This is a genomic window from Bacillus cereus group sp. BfR-BA-01408, from assembly GCF_022663305.1.
In the GTDB taxonomy this organism is placed as follows: domain Bacteria; phylum Bacillota; class Bacilli; order Bacillales; family Bacillaceae_G; genus Bacillus_A; species Bacillus_A pacificus.
In genome coordinates this window covers 22,718-41,040 of the sequence record NZ_JAKUFF010000041.1, presented here as the reverse complement: position 1 = coordinate 41,040, position 18,323 = coordinate 22,718, and the positions used below count along the sequence as shown (strand labels likewise).

Genomic DNA, 18,323 nt, shown 5'->3' with positions numbered 1-18,323 from the left:
CACGTTTAACCCCTGGAACACCTGCAAGTAAGATACCTTTACCGCCTTTGTTCTTCTCAAGGAATTGTGCACCAATTTGTGCAGCCATACGACCAGCTACTTCACTCATAGGTGCAAGTAATGGTAGAGAACGGTTTTCTAATTGTACTGTTTCATATGCAATAGAAACAACTTTCTTTTCGATTAATGCTTTTGTTAATTCTGGTTCTGGAGCTAAGTGTAAGTATGTGAATAAAATTAAACCTTCGCTGAAGTGTTTGTATTCGCTTTCAATTGGTTCCTTAACTTTCATAACCATTTCCATGTTCCAAGCTTCTTCAGCTGTATCAACAATTTTTGCTCCTGCTTCAACATACTGAGCATCTGTGAAACCAGATCCTAAACCTGCACCCTTTTGAATGAATACTTCGTGATTGTTACGAATTAAATGCACAACACCTGCTGGTGTCATTGCCACACGGTTTTCGTTGTTTTTAATTTCTGCTGGTACCCCAATACGCATAATGAAATGCCCCCTTATAATTAACAGAAAAAAGAAAGTCTTTTTTCTTTTTGTAATAATTAATAACTTATGTCCTTATTCTAGCATAACTTAAAAGTTATGAAAACGCTAACATACTATATTTTTAAAGTTTATATATTTAGAATAGTGTAAATATATGGAACATTGATTCTATTAGCCTCTTTGTTCCATCTCATTATCTATCACTCTATTTTTATTATACTCCTTCAAAATAAGTAGTAATCATTTATTATTTGACAATAATGTAACGATGTAAGAAATCTCAATGATGCCGTATACATATACAGTTATTAATTTACACAATACTTTAGAGATATATTCTTTTTATAAAGTGCAACTTTAATCAGTGGGGGTTTTGTTCATCCCCACTGATTATCAGCCCTCATCAATCGGGCTTTTACGAGCAGTTGATCCCCCACCTAACTTCTTTGCTTCCCCTGAATTTTGAGGTGGGGGTCTTACCGCCCGTTAATGCGGGATAAAAAAACAGCTGCTAGCATTTAGCTAGCAGCCGGATAACTTATAAATAACTTAGAAAATAAATCATCTGTTGTTTCCGTAATTTTATCAAACAGATCACTTTCTTCCTCTTCTTGCTCTTTTAGCATCTTAATTGTTTCACGTGCATCTTCAGGATAGTCGGTAATGATACCATCTACGTTCAATTTATAATATCCCTTTAAACTTTCCATATCATTTACCGTCCATACGTAAATTGGTTTGTTTAACTTCCTTGCTTCTTTTACTAATTTCTTATTTAACATGTATTCTTCTGCTACATAAAAATCAGCTTTCACATTCTTTAAGTTGGCTCTACTTGCATACAGTATATATCCGACTTTTATATCTGAATTTGCACGCTTAAACTCTTTTATAAGTGGGTAATGTAACGTTTGAATAACACATTGCTTCTCAAATTCATTATCTTTAATCGTTTTTAATACTTTATTTACAAAATCTTTTTCACCACCATGAAGCTTCACTTCAATATTAAGTTTGATTTTACCCTTAGCCAACTTAATGATTTCATCAAGTGTACTGATTTGTCCTGAAAACCCATCTTGACTAAGGGTAAGCTGCCTTAACTCGTCCATCGTTAAATCCGAAACATGAACATTAGCATTAGCAAGACGTTTCAACTTCAAATCATGTATAACTGCTAGTTCACCGTCTTTCGTTTGTAGTACATCAATTTCAGCGTAGTCTGCTTTCGCATCAATAGCTCCCTGCACAGCTTCTTTCGTATTTTCTACACCTTTTGAAATATAACCGCGATGAGCCATAATAATCGGTTCTTTATATGTGTTTGTAATAAAGGTCACAATGAAAGCAACAACCATTCCCGCCGTAATAATTCCTACAATATATACACCAATAAATTTCCAACGATGTTTTTGGAAGAAACATTTATCTGCCTTCGTCTTTGAATAATCTAATCCTTCTTCTAATAAAACATCTTCGACTGGAACCTTTTGTAAATACAATCTTGTTAACGCCATAATATAGAACGGCGTCATAATAAAGCTAAATAGATACAATGTACTTGTTAGGAAAACTGAAATAGTTGACTCTGCTAGTAGTGCAAATGTCCCTTCTGGGTTTGTAAATTCATATACTCCCCACAGACAAAGTAAATAAATTCCTACACATAAAAGAAAAACAATTCCTACAGATATGAAAAAACCTACTAAAAAGAACAACACTTTAAAGAAGCTTTCTTTTACTAAGGTTGCACTTTTTCGTGCTGCCGTACGGAACGGCTTCTCCTCTAAAACAATAATAGGTAAAACAAAAATCCAACGAAGGTTCAAATAGGCAACTACAGCAAAGAAAGTATAATATCCAACTTGCCCCATTGTTGTCTTAAATAGTTCACCTGTAATAAAATTAGGAATTTGAATTTCAGGAATCAATGCAGATTTATATCCCATACTTAATAGTGGTAATAGTACAACTGCATACAAAACAAAGCCAGGTAAGCAATATGTAAACAGAGAAGGTAAATACGTTACTGTTTTATATAAAATCGGACGTAATCTCACCTTTTGCCTTTTATGAGCGAAGTACGAAATGATAATAAGTACTGCAAACTCTGTAAAGATCAGAAACAATGCCAATATAGATAAAATTACAATCGCTAAAATCCCGTATGGTGTTTTCAAAAATGCTAATAACTCATCATTTGTTGCGTTTGCATACCCACCAAAGTACAACAACTTATTGAAAATAATACCGAAAAGTGGGATAAACACAATCGCTGCTAATAATTTATAAGCAAGTTGGAATGTTAACACATTCCAAAAAGCAAATCTAACAGTTTGAAAGGAATGTCTCATTACTCCTGGTATAGATAGTCTTTTACGGTGTTGCATATATTCCTCCACATTCTAAAACGATATTTGAGATGGATTCCACATTTCCATTTCTAACCCATCCCTTTAATAATAATATATTCCGCTTAACATGAACACTCTTATACATGCAATGAAAAAAGTGATGGCTACTTCCCATCACTTTTTCACTTACTCTATTTTTTCTCTAACCCTTGTCCAAATGCTTTCAAGAAGCTAAAACCGAATGTAATGGCTCTATTGATATCTGGATCTTTTAACACTTTAAAGAAATCCATCACTTTTGTTTTTTTACCACTTTTTAATTCATCTGTTGCAAATTGCAATCCAGTGACTAAGCTCGAGGTAATTTGCTTCGTTACTTCTGGGTCAACTGAGGATAGTGCTTCCCCCGCACCCATCATATTGTTAAGTGCATTTTTAACTGGTTCACGATTTAATTGCTCCACAGCGATTTTTGAAACATCTTCCTTCGCAGCAAGTAAACTAATCGCCGCATCTAATATTCCAGCCTTCTGCAACTGCGCTAACAGTTGCATCGTTTCTTCTACTGCTTCACGATTATTAGATAGCTCATTTAGAAGTTCATCTGCTACTTGCTGTTTCTGTTCTTCCTCTGTTACAACTTTCTTTTTAATTAAAGTAATTTCTTTCGCCACTATCTTCGCCCCCTAGTCCACGAGTGATACGTATTGTTTTCTTTGCCATTTTTGCTCGATTTCAACACCATTTTGCGGATTACGCTTTTTATCTCGCGGGTTTGAAGATGGTAACGGACGATTTCCTTTTTCACGTAATACACGCATTTTCACCATCGTTTGTTTGTACGCCGGTGTACACGTATAAAGGTCTGTTGCCGTCCCAGTTAAAATATTGATCGCTTCTTCATTTATCGTTGCATGCATCGGTAAGTATAGCTCTTTCCCCGTTACACGATCAGTAATAAGCGCTTGTACTTTAATTTTGCCAAATGGTGATGCTAATTCTACAAGACCACCATCTTTCACATTGCGTTCTATAGCAAGTTCAGGTGAAATTTCAACGAACACTTCAGATACTTTAGATAAAATACCAGCCGACTTATTCGTCATATTCCCTTCATGGAAATGTTCTAGCATACGTCCATTATTTAAAAGTAAATCATACTCATCTGGCGCTACAACCGGTGGTATCCATTCATCTAATGATAAACGAGCTAGTTTATCTGGGAAGTTAAATCCGTCTACATATAATAGCGGTGTATCACTACCATCATGGCTACCCCAACATAAACTATTCCATCCTTCTAGACGATCGTACGTTGCTTGAGAGTATAACGGTGCAAGCGATGCAATTTCGTCCATAATTTCACTTGGACTTTCGTAATTCCAATCCCCGCCGAGTGCACGAGCAACTTTTTGTAAAATCCACCAATCTGGTTTTGAATCGCCCAGTGGTTTTAATACTTCATATAATCTTTGAATACGTCGCTCTGTATTCGTAAACGTTCCTTCTTTTTCTAAGCTTGGTGCCGCTGGTAAAATAACATCAGCAAAACGAGCTGTTTTTGATAAGAACATATCTTGAACAACAAGGAAGTCTAAATTCGCTAAAATATGTTGCACATGGTTTGCATTGGAATCGACTAAAGCCATTTCTTCTCCCATGACATACATACCACGTAGTTTTCCTTCTTCTGCCGCAAGTAACATTGCAATATTATTTAATCCTGGTGCTTTCGGAATCGTTGTGCCGTATGCTTTTTCAAACTTAGCACGAAGCGTATCATCCGATACTGCTTGATAACCTGGAAGCCAGTTTGGTAATGTCGCCATATCACAAGCACCTTGTACATTATTATGACCTCGTAATGGATATGCGCCTGCACCAGGACGACGATAGTTCCCCGTAACAAGCAGTAAATTTGAAATGGCAGCAGATGTTGTACTTCCTCCTGTATTTTGCGTTACCCCCATTCCCCAAAGTATACAAGTTCCATCTGCTTCACATACCATACGAGCCATTTCTTTCAGGTTTTCTTTCGAAATCCCCGTAATTTCTTCTGTATAATCAAGCGTATACTTTTCTAGCATTGTGCTATATTCATCAAAGTTCTTCACATTTTCAGCTATGAACTTTTTATCATGCCAATCTTGATCAATAATATATTTCGTAATACCAGCAAGCCATACGTAATCCGTACCTTGGCGCGGATGAATAAATAAATCCGCACGCTCTGCCATTTCATGTTTACGAAGGTCTGCTACAATCAGTTTTTGCTCGTGTAATTTATGAGCACGTTTTACACGCGTCGCAAGTACAGGGTGTCCTTCTGTTGGATTCGCACCAACGATAATGACAAGTCCTGCTTCAGCTATATCTTTCACTGTTCCTGCATCGCCGCCCATACCGACAGTTTTAAATAAACCATCTGTTGCTGGAGATTGACAATAACGAGAACAATTGTCTACATTATTCGTTCCATATATTTGTCGAGCTAGTTTTTGCATAAGGTAATTTTCTTCATTCGTTACTTTCGATGAAGAAATGAATCCAAATGCATCGCTGCCGTATTCAGATTTAATATGCTGCATGTTAGAAGCAACAACTTCTAACGCTTCTTCCCATGAAGCTTCAACAAACATATCTCCTTGGCGAATTAATGGCTTCGTAATTCGATCTTCACTATTTACAAAGTCCCATCCAAATTTACCTTTTACACATGTGGAAATACCATTAACCGGTGCATCTGAAACAGGTTGCACTTTTAATATATGGCGATCTTTCGTCCATACTTCGAATGAACAACCGACACCACAAAATGTACAAACTGTTTTTGTTTTATTAACTTTCGTCTTACGCATCGCAGCCTCTACTTCTGAAACCGCTAAAATACTACTATATCCAGGCTCTACATCCTTTACAAAATCAATCATCGGATTTAACACGTCTGGTTTTAATCCTGTCATGAATCCAGCTTCACCTAACATTGATTTTTCCATTAACGCATTACATGGACATACTGTTACACACTGCCCACAACTTACACAAGATGAATCGTTTATACTTACACCATTATCCCATATAACACGCGGACGATCTAAGCTCCAGTCTATCGATATAGTTTCATTAACCTGTAGGTTTTGACATACTTCTACACACTGTCCACAAGCAATACATTGATTTGGATCATACCGATAAAACGGATGTGACATATCCACTTCACAAGCACTTACTTTCGGCTCATACGGATATTTCTGTTCTTCAATTCCCATCATATGTACGGTGTTATGGACTTTACAATTACCATTATTGTTATCACACACGGTACAATACAATAAATGATTCTCTAATATTCGATCCATCGCCTCAGTCTGCGCCTCTTTGGCACGCTGGGACTGTCTTTCGATATGCATACCGTTCTCTAATTTCGTTGAACAAGCACGCATTAACTTCCCATCTACTTCTACAATACACGTATCACAAGTTTGAATTGGATCTACTTCTGGTACATGACAAATTTGAGGATGTTCCAAATTACTCTCGTTAAATAATTGTAGTATCGTCTTTTCACCCGATGTGGAACATTCTTTACCATCCACGGTTACACGGACTGTCTGTTCTGCCATAGTTTCCCCTCTCCTTACAACCAACTGTACAATCCACTTATGAATCCGTTTTCATAAGTGGATTGTACATATTTTTGAAACGCCCTGCCCAAATACTTTTCTTTTGAAGTCGATTCTAGATGTTTATAAGGCATCACTACGAAAGCTTGAAAATTTCACTATTCTACATTTCTATTATATCGTACATATACAATAATAACCAAAATAATCTGTGATCTTCTTCCTAATAGGTGTTTTTATTTTTCCCATTGTTTTATGATAAATATGGGAGAGAAATACATAAAAAAGGGGAATTTAATATGGAGCCTACGCAAGAAACGTATACAATTGTACGTTATCAATCTGGTACATTTTCAAAACAACTTGATGAGATTGTTACAGAATCTCCTATTACGATTAAATTGAATGGTGAAGAATATGTAACAGTCGTATGTACACCAAATTATATTGAAGATATGGTAATTGGGTTTTTAATTTCTGAGGGGATTATTTCTTCTTATAAAGATGTTGAAGAACTATGGGTGCAAAAAGATAACGGAATTGTCCATGTAACATCATCAAAAATAAATCCGCTCTATCAAAATTTATATAATAAACGATACATCACTTCCTGCTGCGGAAAAGGTAGACAAGGTTTTATTTTCGTTAACGATGCAGCAAAAGCAAAAGATTTACATGATATACATGTAAAAATTACTCCTGAAGAATGCTTTTACTTAATGAATACTTTACAACAATCTTCCACTACCTTTCGCCAAACTGGCGGTGTTCACAATACCGCACTATGTGATCGAAACAATATCCTCCTATCAAGAATGGATATTGGAAGACATAATGCATTAGATAAAATATATGGACATTGTTTACGCAACAATATATCTGTTAAAGGAAAAATCATTGCATTTAGCGGACGCATTTCATCCGAAATTTTACTCAAAGTTTCAAAAATCGGATGTGAAATTGTTCTATCTAAATCCGCACCAACAAAATTAGCATTGCAACTCGCTCACGATTTAGGCATTACCGTCGTAGGATTTATTAGAAATGAATCTTGTAATATTTACACACATCCACATCGAATTGATGGTTATCGATTGAATAACTAAAATAACTCCTCAATCGAGGAGTTATTTTAGTTATGAAAATGTAATATATTAAACACTTGAATAGTTAATAAAGTTAATATATAATTTCATTACATAATTAAAAACAAAATATTGTAGCATATATCTTTTCATTCTTTTACAAATTAAAAGAGACTGCTAACAAAACGCATACACATTCTTATATATGTAATGGATTTATTTGATTTAAAATCGACCAAGGAGGTTACAACGATGGAAATTCGCTTATTAACAACAGAGGACGCAGAAATATATTTAAAAGTTTGTATGGAAGGTTTAACGAAGAACCCGGAAGCTTTTAGCTCTTCTTATGAAGATGTTCTGAAACATGAGGATCCTGTAGCTGCTATGGCAAAACGATTAAGCAATCCGGATAAGTATACTCTAGGGGTCTTCAAAGATAACGATTTAATCGGCATTGCTACTTTAGAAACAAAGCCTTTCATTAAACAAGAACATAAGGCAAAAATCGGTTCCGTTTTTGTTTCCCCTAAAGCACGTGGCCTTGGAGCAGGACGGGCTCTCATTAAAGCAATTATTGAGAATGCCGATAAATTACATGTAGAACAACTTATGCTCGATGTTGTAGTTGGTAACGATGCAGCAAAAAAATTATATGAATCATTAGGTTTCCAAACTTACGGCGTACAAGAGCGTTCATTAAAACATAACGGTCAATATTGGGACGAGGAACATATGGTTCTATTCTTAAATGATTAATAATTCAATATAGTTTTTAAAAGCATCTTCTTATTAAGAAAGGTGCTTTTTTCATTACAACAATGTAATCTTCATGTCACCTTTATCGATCGTACCAAACCTTTCCATTCATTATACTAAAAGTGTAAAGTGAAACTTTACTCAGTGGGGAACTACATCCCACGCTGATCGCATGTACTTGATATGTAGAGGAGAATGTGACATGAAACAAAACAAACGAGCTATGGTTTTAATATTTACTACAGCAATTGTAACTTCTGGATTAGCAATTTTACCTTGGTTTATTATATAAAGTGAAACTTTAATCAGCCCTCACCAATCGGACTTTTATGGGAAGCCCGCCCCCCACCTAACTTCTTTGCTTTCGCTGCATTTTGAAGTGGGGGTCTTACTGCCCATTAAAGTCGGATAAAAATACTCCCCCTAACAACGAAAAAAGCTTATTGCTTCTTAAGAAGCAATAAGCTTTTTTTATATTATAAAATCCCCAAAATTTTATTTACACAACTTATAATAATAACCATAGATACGGCAACGCACATGACAACCGTATTACGATCTTGCTTTTCTTTTTTTGAAATTTCTTCTTTTGGATTCATGTGTATGATCTCCTTTTAAAAAAAGTGTGAGATAGGAAATTTTTCTTATCCGATGCGAGGTGAATACGAAAACCCTCTCTATCTCACATACACAATAGAATGGAATTGTCATTTTATAAATAAAATGACATGACGTTATGTCGCAACATAGGGTATTTTGTGTCGCTACGTTTTCTATTATAAAAAATAGTTGTGCAAAACTAGTGCATTTTTTATGTCAATTACTCTGAGCGAGAAATCACTCTTCCACTCAATCACATAAAAAGAGTTTTTTATCATTTTCATGTAAACTATACAAGTAGAATGAACAGTTTGGGGTGCACAAGATTATGGTAAAAATTTTATTAGTAGACGATGAAGAACGTATGTTACGATTATTAGATCTGTTCTTAAGTCCTCGTGGCTATTTTTGTATGAAAGCTACCTCTGGCCTTGAAGCACTAAAGTTAATAGAACAAAAAGACTTCGATATTGTTTTGTTAGATGTAATGATGCCGAATATGGATGGATGGGATACTTGCTATCAAATCCGTCAAATTTCCAACGTTCCAATCATTATGCTAACAGCTCGTAATCAAAATTACGATATGGTAAAAGGCCTTACGATCGGCGCAGATGACTATATTACAAAACCATTTGATGAGCATGTATTAGTTGCACGAATTGAGGCTATATTACGCCGTACAAAGAAAGATGGATTTGTTAGCTTCAATGGTATTGAGTGGGATAAAACGAAACATACTGTCACAGTGTATGATGAAAAAATCTCACTGACTCCTATCGAATTTTCGTTACTTGGACTATTTTTACAAAATACAAACCGTGCTTATAGCCGAGATGATTTAATCGAAAAAATTTGGGGTTATGAAACAGACATTGAATATAGAACAATCGATTCACATATTCGCAATATCCGTGATAAATTACGTAAAAAAGGATTTCCAGTTGAAAATTACTTAGAAACTGTTTATAAGGTCGGATATAAATGGAAAAGTGAATAATTACTTCGGTCAGTGGAAAATACCATACCACTGACCCTTTATATGAAATAAGGTATGGTGAGAAAATGAGTAAACTTTCACTTAAAATTGGGACATACTTTTTAATATTAGCTTTATGTATTGAAACAATTGCTTTCGTATCTTTTTACAAAAGCATTTCAACAATGCGGATTGAGGAAGAAACACTTGCTCTTTTAGAAAAAGGGAATCGCTATAGTAAAATGCTAAAAAAACGTGCAGAGTGGAATGAACGTACTAAACACCAGCAATACACTGAACGTCCAAAACGTTATGGGTATCAGGAGTTCACTATCGAACATGCGGCTGAAGGATTAATTGAATCCGAGTTAATTGCTAATTCGGATATAACTATCATTATCACTGACAATGACGGAAAAATTATCTCTAACTCAGAACCCGTAACAAAGGAAATGCAAAAACAACTTACTTGTAAAACAGAACCTATTCCAAAAGACGGATTAATTATTGAGAGAAATTGGAAAAAATCAAAATTCATCTCAACAGTAAGCCCAATTGAAATTCAAGGATTTCAAGGTAATTTATATATGTTATTAAAAACATCTTTCTTAGAAAGAATGTTACTTAAACTCATGAATCAATTCCTTATTATTAGTATATTGACGGTTATTTTAACAACTATTTCTGTCTTTGTTTTTTCTCGTGTTATTACAGAACCGCTTATAAAAATGAAGAGGGCAACAGAAAAAATGCCAAAATTAAATAAGCCAATTCAATTAGGTATTAAACGGAATGATGAACTTGGAAGCTTAGCAAAAACGATTGAAGATTTGTCCAGTGAACTAACTTATATGAAAAAAGAACGCAATGAATTTCTTGCTAGTGTCGCCCATGAACTATTAACTCCATTGACCTATATGAAAGGTTATGCGAAAGTAGCAAAGAGAGACACTTTAACGAAAGAAGAGCGAGAAGAATACTTACAAATCATTGAGGATGAAACAGATAGTGTAACTGATCTCGTTCAAGATTTATTTATGCTCGTACAATTAGAACAACACCAATTTGTTATAAAAAAACAAAAAGTGACCCTTCAACCATTTTTAGAACGAATGGTTGAAAAGACAAAAACAACATTAACTAACAAACAAATGCAACTCCATGTATATTGCAAAGACGATTTAGAAGTTTGCATAGACGAAAGACGTATGGAACAAGTTATGTTAAATTTATTACACAATGCTTATCAACATTCGCTAGAAAACACCACTATTACAATACGCGTACTCACAGAAACAAATTCTTTTACAATAAGTGTACAAGATGAAGGTGAAGGTATTCCTGAGGAAGATATTCCGCATATTTTCGATCGTTTTTATCGTGTTGATAAATCTAGAACGAGAGCTACTGGAGGAAAGGGTATCGGGCTAGCTGTTGCGAAAGAAATTGTGGAATTGCATAACGGTTCCATTCTAGTAACAAGCAAATTAGGCGTAGGAACAACCTTTATAATTGAGCTACCTTTTGAATAATATGTGTGTGAAAACACCAGTAGTAGTAAACACTACTGGTGTTATTTTGTTCATAAAATCAGCTCATTTAAGCTAAGCTTTTGAAATTATTCTTATTTCAATATAAAATAAAGTGAAACTTTAATCCATGGAATGGTTCACCCCATGGATTATTAGTTGAACCAATCGGGCATTTACGGGCAGTTATCTCCAATCTAACTTCCGCGCATTCGCTGGATTTTAAAGTTGGAGTCTACTGCCCACAAATAGCGGAGTAAAGATACATTTGTCAAAGATTTGGAGGGTGATATAATTGGATATCCATGTATTAACAAAAGACGAAGCGGAAATTTACTTAGAACTTCGTGTAGAAGGATTAAAGCAAAACCCTGAAGCTTTTAGCTCTTCTTATGAAGATATTATTAATAAAGAGTGTGCGATTGAATATAAAGCACAAAAATTAGCACAAGATGAAAACTATACGCTAGGCGCATTCAAAGATGGAAAATTAATCGGGGTTGCAACACTGGAAACGAAACCATATGTAAAACAAGAACATAAAGCTAAAATCGGTTCTGTATATGTGTCTCCAAAAGCACGCGGACTTGGAGCAGGAAAAGCACTTATTAAAGAATGTCTTGAACTTGCTAAATCTTTAGAAGTAGAACAAGTTATGCTTGATGTTGTTGTTGGCAACGATGGAGCAAAAAAACTTTATGAATCATTAGGATTTAAAACATTCGGTGTGCAAGAACGTTCATTAAAATATAACGGACAATATTGGGACGAAGAGCATATGGTCTTATTCTTAGACGAAAATAAATAATAAAAAAACATCCTCTCGTATGAGGATGTTTTTTTACTTTTTTCTAAACCACGCTATATTTAATAATTGAATCGCTTTTGCAATTTCTTCCTCTGATAATATCGCAAACCCAAGTAAAACTACATTTTCAGGCGCAGTACCGTCTTTATAGTACGTAGACACAGGATATACTTTAATACTATATTTCGCAGCTTCTTGAATTAATTCTTCTTCTCGCATTCCATTATGCACTTGTAATAAAATGTGCAATCCTGAATCTTCTCCTATCACTTCAACACGATTAGAGAAATACTTTTCTATTTCAAAGACAAGTCGATCCCTCTTTTTTCGGTAGACGACACGCATTTTATGAATATGTTTTTCCCAATAGCCTTCATTTAAAAACTTTCTAATCACTTCTTGATCCATTCTTGAAACGCTTTGTGTATAAAACAAATATTCTTTTTGATACTTTATAATTAAATTCTTCGGTAATACTATATAGCTCATCCGTAACGAGGGCAATAAAGCTTTTGATAGCGTCCCCATATAAATAACTTTCCCCTCTGTATCTAATCCTTGCAGTGCCGGAATTGGCCTTCCTGAATAGCGAAATTCACTATCGTAATCATCTTCAATAATATACCTGTCTTTCGCTTTCTTCGCCCATTGTAAAAGCTGCGTCCTTCTCGTAATAGGCATAATCATTCCATATGGGAATTGATGAGAGGGAGTTACAAATACAACATTTGCATCGCTATTTTCTAAATCTGCCATACAAATGCCGTCCCTATCTAAAGACAACATTTGAACCTTCTCTTCTCCCTGTTCAAAAACGACCATTTTCCTATGATAACCTGGGTTTTCCACTGCATAATTGCTTCCCTTTAACAATTGAAACAATAGTTTCACTAATATTTGTGTTCCCGCACCTAATACAATTTGACTAGCTGAACAACGTACACCTCTAGATTCATACAAATAATTCGTAATCTCTTCTCTTAAGCTCGCTTCCCCTTGAGGGTGTCCTAGAAAGAGAAGTTCGTTATTATACGGCTGCCATACTTCATTTACAATTTTCCGATACATATTGAATGGAAAAGCATTTGTATCAATGCCTGTTTGTGTAAAGTCAAATTTATAACTCTTCTCCTGAAACAGTACTTCTTCTATTCTCTCTTCGCTATCCTCTACATGAACCATTTGCTCAATCTTGCATACAAAATAACCTTTTCTCGATATCGACTCAATATAACCTTCTGCAAGTAATTGTTCGTACGCTGCCTCTACTGTATTTTTACTTACTTGTAAATGTATCGCTAACTTTCGCTTAGCCGGTAATTTCGTAAAAGGGACAATCGTTCCATCTTTAATCTCTTTTTTTATATACTCATACAATTGCACGTACAATGCCTTTTTACTATTCATATTTAAATTAGGCGTTAATTCTAACATAATATCTGACCCCTTAATAAAACTACAATCTGATACTTTTTACAGTACCAGAAGTTATATATAATTCCTTTTATCATGTCACACATAAAAAATCAAATACCAGAGAGGAGAAACATGATAATGAACAATGGTAGACGTATCGGACTCATTATGATTATTACAGGAGCTACATTATGGGGATTATCTGGTCCAATGATTCAGTGGCTATTTCAGCATACTAATGTATCCTCAATTGATTTTTTAACAATTCGATTGCTGCTTGCGGGAATATTTATTTTATCTTTTTTACTGATAAAGAAACAAAACATTTTTCAAATTTGGAAACACCCTAGACATTCTATACAACTTATTATTTTCTCTATTCTCGGCATGCTTGGTGCACAATACGCCTTTATCGAAACAGTTCATATTAGTAATGCGGTCACAGCAACGCTATTTCAATTTCTAGGCCCTGTTTTTATTACCATTTATGTCGCATTTGAACAACGAAAATTCCCTGCTTCTATGCAACTACTCGCAATTATAACTGCGCTAACAGGGACATACTTTATTATTACAAACGGTTCAATTGAAAATATTGTTTTATCGAAAGAAGCCATTATTTTTGGTCTATTAACAGCAATTGGATTTGCATTTTATACCCTCCATCCAGCTTCCCTTATTAAAGAATGCGGAACAACCCTAGTAATTGGATGGGGGATGTTAATTGGCGGCATTGCCCTGCTTATTTGTAATCGCTCGTTTGGATGGCATGAGCTTTCGCAAACTTTTACAACAAAAACTTTTTCAATGCTTATTCTTATCATCATAAGTGGAACTCTTTCTTTTCTTCTTTATATCGGTAGTCTGAAATATTTAGCAGCAACAGAAACAAGCATTTTATCTAGTATTGAACCACTTGTAGCTGCCATCGTTTCAATCGCTTGGCTGAATGAATCTTTTGGAGCATATCAATTATTAGGCGGCGTATGTATCGTTCTTTCTGTTATTTTCTTAACAATGCCGCAAAAAGAAAATGAGCCAGCCTTTACATCTGAACAAATATAGAAAATGTCAAAAAAGGTCGTACAAAACTTACGACCTCTTTTTATACTTTAAAGGAATTGTCCCGCTTTCTAGCAAATACAATTACACTAACAATCAAAATTAGGAGTGTGGCACCATGAAAAAAATCGGAACTATGCTACTGTTCTTCTTTCTCATCACTGGATGCTCGCAATTGCAACCTGATTCAGAATTACCTAAAAAAGAAGCTATCGCAACGTCATCCACTCAAGTTAATGCACCTTCCTTCTTTCACCTTAGCGTTTTAAAAGATGTAAATTGGGAAGAAACACCCTCCTTCATACAAGAAAAAATACCTTTAAGAGGTATCGAAGACAAAATCGCAATGGCTGATAGCCCTATTATCGCAAATGAAAAAAGCGAAATGATGTGGTACTTTTTAGATCCTGAAATGCCAACTGGAGAATTATCTATTATTGCACTAAAGCAAGGATCAGTAACTCCAACACCCGTACTCTTTCAACAAGAAACTTCCAAACCAACTTGGACTACTTCAAATACAATTGATTCCACTACAAACGAACTCCCTCTCACTATGTCACTACCTTCATCTGGATTATGGTTATTAAATATATATGTGAATGAAAAATATTATGATCAGTTTGTAATCACTGCTGAGTAAAGTTACAAAAATAAACTACTTTCTTACAACAATGTAATTTCTACGTCATATACTTCGATAGTTGAAGTATCTCTCTTCTCTTATACTTAAAGTAAGAAATGACACGAGGAGAGATGAGAGATGAAAAAATGATAGAAGTGATCGTAGCAGTAACTGAAGTTTTAGTAAATGGTAAACAAGTTGCAATGGAATTAAATAAATAATGAGGAAACATAAATAAATAATTTTACACTTCTTCATTATTTTGATTTCTTATCTCAAAAAAGCAGTGCCTTTTTAGGCACTGCTTTTAGCTATTAATAACTTGGTATTCTCGTAATTCGTGCCACACCTGAATCAATCGCTGCTTTCGCTACTGCTTCAGCAACACTTGGAACAACTCTTTTATCTAATGGATTGGGGATTACATAATTCGCATTACGTTCTTCGTCCGTAATGATGTTAGCGATCCCATATGCTGCCGCTAATTTCATTTCTTCTGTAATATCAGTCGCACGCACATCTAACGCACCGCGGAATATTCCAGGGAACGCCAATACATTATTTACTTGATTCGCATAATCCGAGCGCCCAGTTCCTACTACAGCTGCTCCAGCCTCTAATGCATCCTCAGGGAAGATTTCTGGAATTGGATTCGCCATTGCAAACACAATTGCTTTCTCATTCATCGTCTGTACAAATTCTTTCGTTAATACGTTAGGAGCAGATACGCCAATAAAAATATCAGCTTGGTGAATTGCTTCTTTCAACGTTCCACGCACATGTTCTCGATTTGTCTTTTTTGAAACCTCAATTTGCGCTTCGTTCATCCATGTTTCACCTTCACAAACAATACCTTCTAAGCTAACTAACGTAATGTGCTGTGCACCAGCCTTTAATAATAATTTTCCAATTGCAATTCCTGCCGAACCCGCACCGTTAATAACAATCTTCACATGATCCATTTGTTTTCTAACAACCTTTAATGCATTAATAACAGCTGCTAAAACGACAATAGCTGTTCCATGTTGATCATCATGAAATACAGGAATATTCGTTTCTTCTTTTAATCGTTTTTCAATTTCAAAACAACGTGGTGCTGCAATATCTTCTAAATTGATCCCTGCAAATGTAGGCTCTAAATTTTTTACAAGGGTAACGATTTCATCCACATCAGTCGTACCTAAACATAACGGGAAAGCATCTACATTCGCAAATTTTTTAAATAAAATACTCTTCCCTTCCATAACAGGCATAGCTGCTTTCGGGCCAATATTCCCTAAACCGAGTACCGCTGTTCCATCTGAGATAACTGCCACCATATTACCACGTGCTGTATAGTCATACACTGTTTCTTCATCTGCTGCAATTGCTTTGCAAGACTCCGCTACACCTGGTGTATATGTCAGACTTAAATCATCTGCTGAATTTACTTCTACCTTACTTGTAATTTCAATTTTCCCTACTAATTCTTTATGCAATAACAATGATCTTTCATTAATTTGATTTTCTAACATACTTATAATCTCCCCTTAATTTGACAAGCTAGCTATATGAATATAGCTAGCTTGTTTGATCATGAAAACATTTTTAATAAAATTGTCGCTGTTACAACCATTGCTGCCCCGCCTAAACGAGTCGAAATTTGCGCGAATGGCATTAATTCCATTCGATTTGAAGCTGATAAAATAGCAACATCTCCAGTTCCACCTAAACCACTATGACATCCAGTTACAATCGCTGATTCAACTGGATACATTTTCATCACTTTCCCTACAAGGAAACCTGATGCTACCATTGTAAGAACAACTGATGCGCACACGACAACATATCCTACTGAAAGAACTGCTGCTACGTCTTTTAGCGGAATATATAGTAATCCTAGTCCAACCATTAAAGGCCAAGTTAAATTCTTCGAAATGAATTTATATAGATGGAATGCTCCTTGCTCCATTTTTGCTGGCATTAATTTAAAGTATTTCACAAGTGCTGCTGAGAAGATCATAATGATTGCCCCAGGAATACCGATGAACTTAGAAGCAAATCCTCCGAAGATGAAGAACGTACACGCAATTAATAAACCTGCTCCCATTAATGAGAAGTCAATTGGCTTCTCTGTATTTTGTTCTTTTAATAACTCGGCTTGATTATCTGTTTTTACTAATACACCGTTACCACTAAGCTCCGGTTTCTTCTCACCTAAACGCTTCATATACCCTGCACTCACAATAGCGAACATATTTCCAATAATAGCCGCTGGAATAAGCTGTGATACAAATGTTGCTGATGATTCATTTAAAATATCACTATAAGCTAGCGACAATGGTAAAATCCCTTCCCCGATACCACCACTCACAATTGGTACGATGATAAAGAAGAATGTTTGCTTCATTTCAAATCCAAATAGTGAACCAACCAATAATCCTACTGCTACAGAAGCTAACGTCCCTACTACTAAAGGTATAAACATACGAACGAAACCTTGCACTAATACTTTACGATTCATTCCTAAAATACTTCCGACTACTAAACAAGAAATATATAAATATAAAAAGTTCGATTTTTTCATTAACATAGTCGCAGCTTCCATTGAAGCTGGATTCATCCAGTTAAAAAATACAAGTAATGATGGAATAAATAACGAAAGTATTGCTGGACCACCGATATTTTTTAAAATTGGAATTCTCATCCCAATGTCTCCTAAGAAAATACCCATGATCATAATAACTGCAAATCCACCAATCATATCTGCTGGCAATTTATTATATACAGATGCCCCATAAATAATAGCAGCCAATACTACATATAACGGTAAAGGTATAACACCGATTTTCACATTCATAATTTTAGAGGCGAAAGATTCTCTTTGTACTTCATTTCCTCCAGAAAATGATACCGCTTCCACATCCTTTTGAATTCCCATATGGCACCCCCTTGTTTTCTTAATAACAATATTAAAACGCTTTCAATAGTAAAAATAG

At 35.2% G+C, this 18,323-nt stretch carries 14 protein-coding genes and 1 pseudogene; 7 read left to right on the top strand and 8 right to left on the bottom strand.

The window, feature by feature from the left end; all coding sequences use genetic code 11:
* The 4 genes and pseudogenes from MR083_RS16890 to fdhF all read right to left on the bottom strand — a co-directional run.
* Positions 1 to 502, bottom strand: a pseudogene (locus tag MR083_RS16890) (alanine dehydrogenase); the annotation flags it as partial.
* Positions 503 to 1,023: 521 nt separating this feature from the next.
* A complete protein-coding gene (locus MR083_RS16885) occupies positions 1,024 to 2,895 on the bottom strand; it encodes a glycerophosphoryl diester phosphodiesterase membrane domain-containing protein (RefSeq protein ID WP_001164744.1) in 1,872 nt (623 codons plus the stop codon).
* 155 nt (positions 2,896 to 3,050) lie between these two features.
* The gene (locus tag MR083_RS16880; protein WP_001040528.1) at positions 3,051 to 3,533 is read right to left on the bottom strand and encodes a helical membrane plugin domain-containing protein; all 483 of its coding nucleotides are present in this window, start codon (positions 3,531 to 3,533) and stop codon (positions 3,051 to 3,053) included.
* 12 nt (positions 3,534 to 3,545) lie between these two features.
* A complete protein-coding gene (gene fdhF / locus MR083_RS16875) occupies positions 3,546 to 6,482 on the bottom strand; it encodes a formate dehydrogenase subunit alpha (RefSeq protein ID WP_000840630.1) in 2,937 nt (978 codons plus the stop codon).
* 299 nt (positions 6,483 to 6,781) lie between these two features.
* Here fdhF and fdhD point away from each other — a divergent pair, with 299 nt between their 5' ends.
* The gene (fdhD, locus tag MR083_RS16870) at positions 6,782 to 7,588 is read left to right on the top strand and encodes a formate dehydrogenase accessory sulfurtransferase FdhD (RefSeq protein ID WP_000433849.1); all 807 of its coding nucleotides are present in this window, start codon (positions 6,782 to 6,784) and stop codon (positions 7,586 to 7,588) included.
* Positions 7,589 to 7,819: 231 nt separating this feature from the next.
* Positions 7,820 to 8,326: a GNAT family N-acetyltransferase gene (locus MR083_RS16865; protein WP_000405875.1), complete on the top strand. Its 507-nt coding sequence runs from the start codon at positions 7,820 to 7,822 to the stop codon at positions 8,324 to 8,326.
* A gap of 476 nt (positions 8,327 to 8,802) precedes the next feature.
* Here MR083_RS16865 and MR083_RS27845 read toward each other — a convergent pair whose 3' ends face one another.
* Positions 8,803 to 8,925, bottom strand: coding sequence for a hypothetical protein (locus MR083_RS27845; protein ID WP_001068392.1), 123 nt, complete (start codon positions 8,923 to 8,925; stop codon positions 8,803 to 8,805).
* Between the two features lie 329 nt (positions 8,926 to 9,254).
* Here MR083_RS27845 and MR083_RS16860 point away from each other — a divergent pair, with 329 nt between their 5' ends.
* From MR083_RS16860 to MR083_RS16850, 3 genes are all read left to right on the top strand, one after another.
* Positions 9,255 to 9,926 carry a response regulator transcription factor gene (locus MR083_RS16860; RefSeq protein ID WP_000238954.1) on the top strand — a complete coding sequence of 224 codons (672 nt, stop codon included), beginning with the start codon at positions 9,255 to 9,257 and terminating at the stop codon, positions 9,924 to 9,926.
* Between the two features lie 65 nt (positions 9,927 to 9,991).
* Positions 9,992 to 11,437 carry a HAMP domain-containing sensor histidine kinase gene (locus MR083_RS16855; RefSeq protein WP_000041015.1) on the top strand — a complete coding sequence of 482 codons (1,446 nt, stop codon included), beginning with the start codon at positions 9,992 to 9,994 and terminating at the stop codon, positions 11,435 to 11,437.
* A gap of 292 nt (positions 11,438 to 11,729) precedes the next feature.
* Positions 11,730 to 12,242: a GNAT family N-acetyltransferase gene (locus MR083_RS16850; RefSeq protein ID WP_000351212.1), complete on the top strand. Its 513-nt coding sequence runs from the start codon at positions 11,730 to 11,732 to the stop codon at positions 12,240 to 12,242.
* A gap of 33 nt (positions 12,243 to 12,275) precedes the next feature.
* Here MR083_RS16850 and pdxR read toward each other — a convergent pair whose 3' ends face one another.
* Positions 12,276 to 13,676 carry a MocR-like pyridoxine biosynthesis transcription factor PdxR gene (gene pdxR, locus MR083_RS16845; RefSeq protein ID WP_242269616.1) on the bottom strand — a complete coding sequence of 467 codons (1,401 nt, stop codon included), beginning with the start codon at positions 13,674 to 13,676 and terminating at the stop codon, positions 12,276 to 12,278.
* A gap of 120 nt (positions 13,677 to 13,796) precedes the next feature.
* Here pdxR and MR083_RS16840 point away from each other — a divergent pair, with 120 nt between their 5' ends.
* Entirely contained in the window at positions 13,797 to 14,723 is a 927-nt protein-coding gene (locus MR083_RS16840) for a DMT family transporter (protein ID WP_001059048.1), read from the top strand.
* A gap of 115 nt (positions 14,724 to 14,838) precedes the next feature.
* The gene (locus MR083_RS16835) at positions 14,839 to 15,363 is read left to right on the top strand and encodes a DUF4871 domain-containing protein (RefSeq protein WP_000719650.1); all 525 of its coding nucleotides are present in this window, start codon (positions 14,839 to 14,841) and stop codon (positions 15,361 to 15,363) included.
* Positions 15,364 to 15,659: 296 nt separating this feature from the next.
* On the opposite strand, the gene MR083_RS16830 is transcribed toward MR083_RS16835, so the two are convergent.
* Positions 15,660 to 16,859: an NAD(P)-dependent malic enzyme gene (locus tag MR083_RS16830; protein WP_000892413.1), complete on the bottom strand. Its 1,200-nt coding sequence runs from the start codon at positions 16,857 to 16,859 to the stop codon at positions 15,660 to 15,662.
* Between the two features lie 59 nt (positions 16,860 to 16,918).
* A complete protein-coding gene (locus tag MR083_RS16825; protein ID WP_000512693.1) occupies positions 16,919 to 18,265 on the bottom strand; it encodes a 2-hydroxycarboxylate transporter family protein in 1,347 nt (448 codons plus the stop codon).
* Positions 18,266 to 18,323 lie beyond the last annotated feature (58 nt).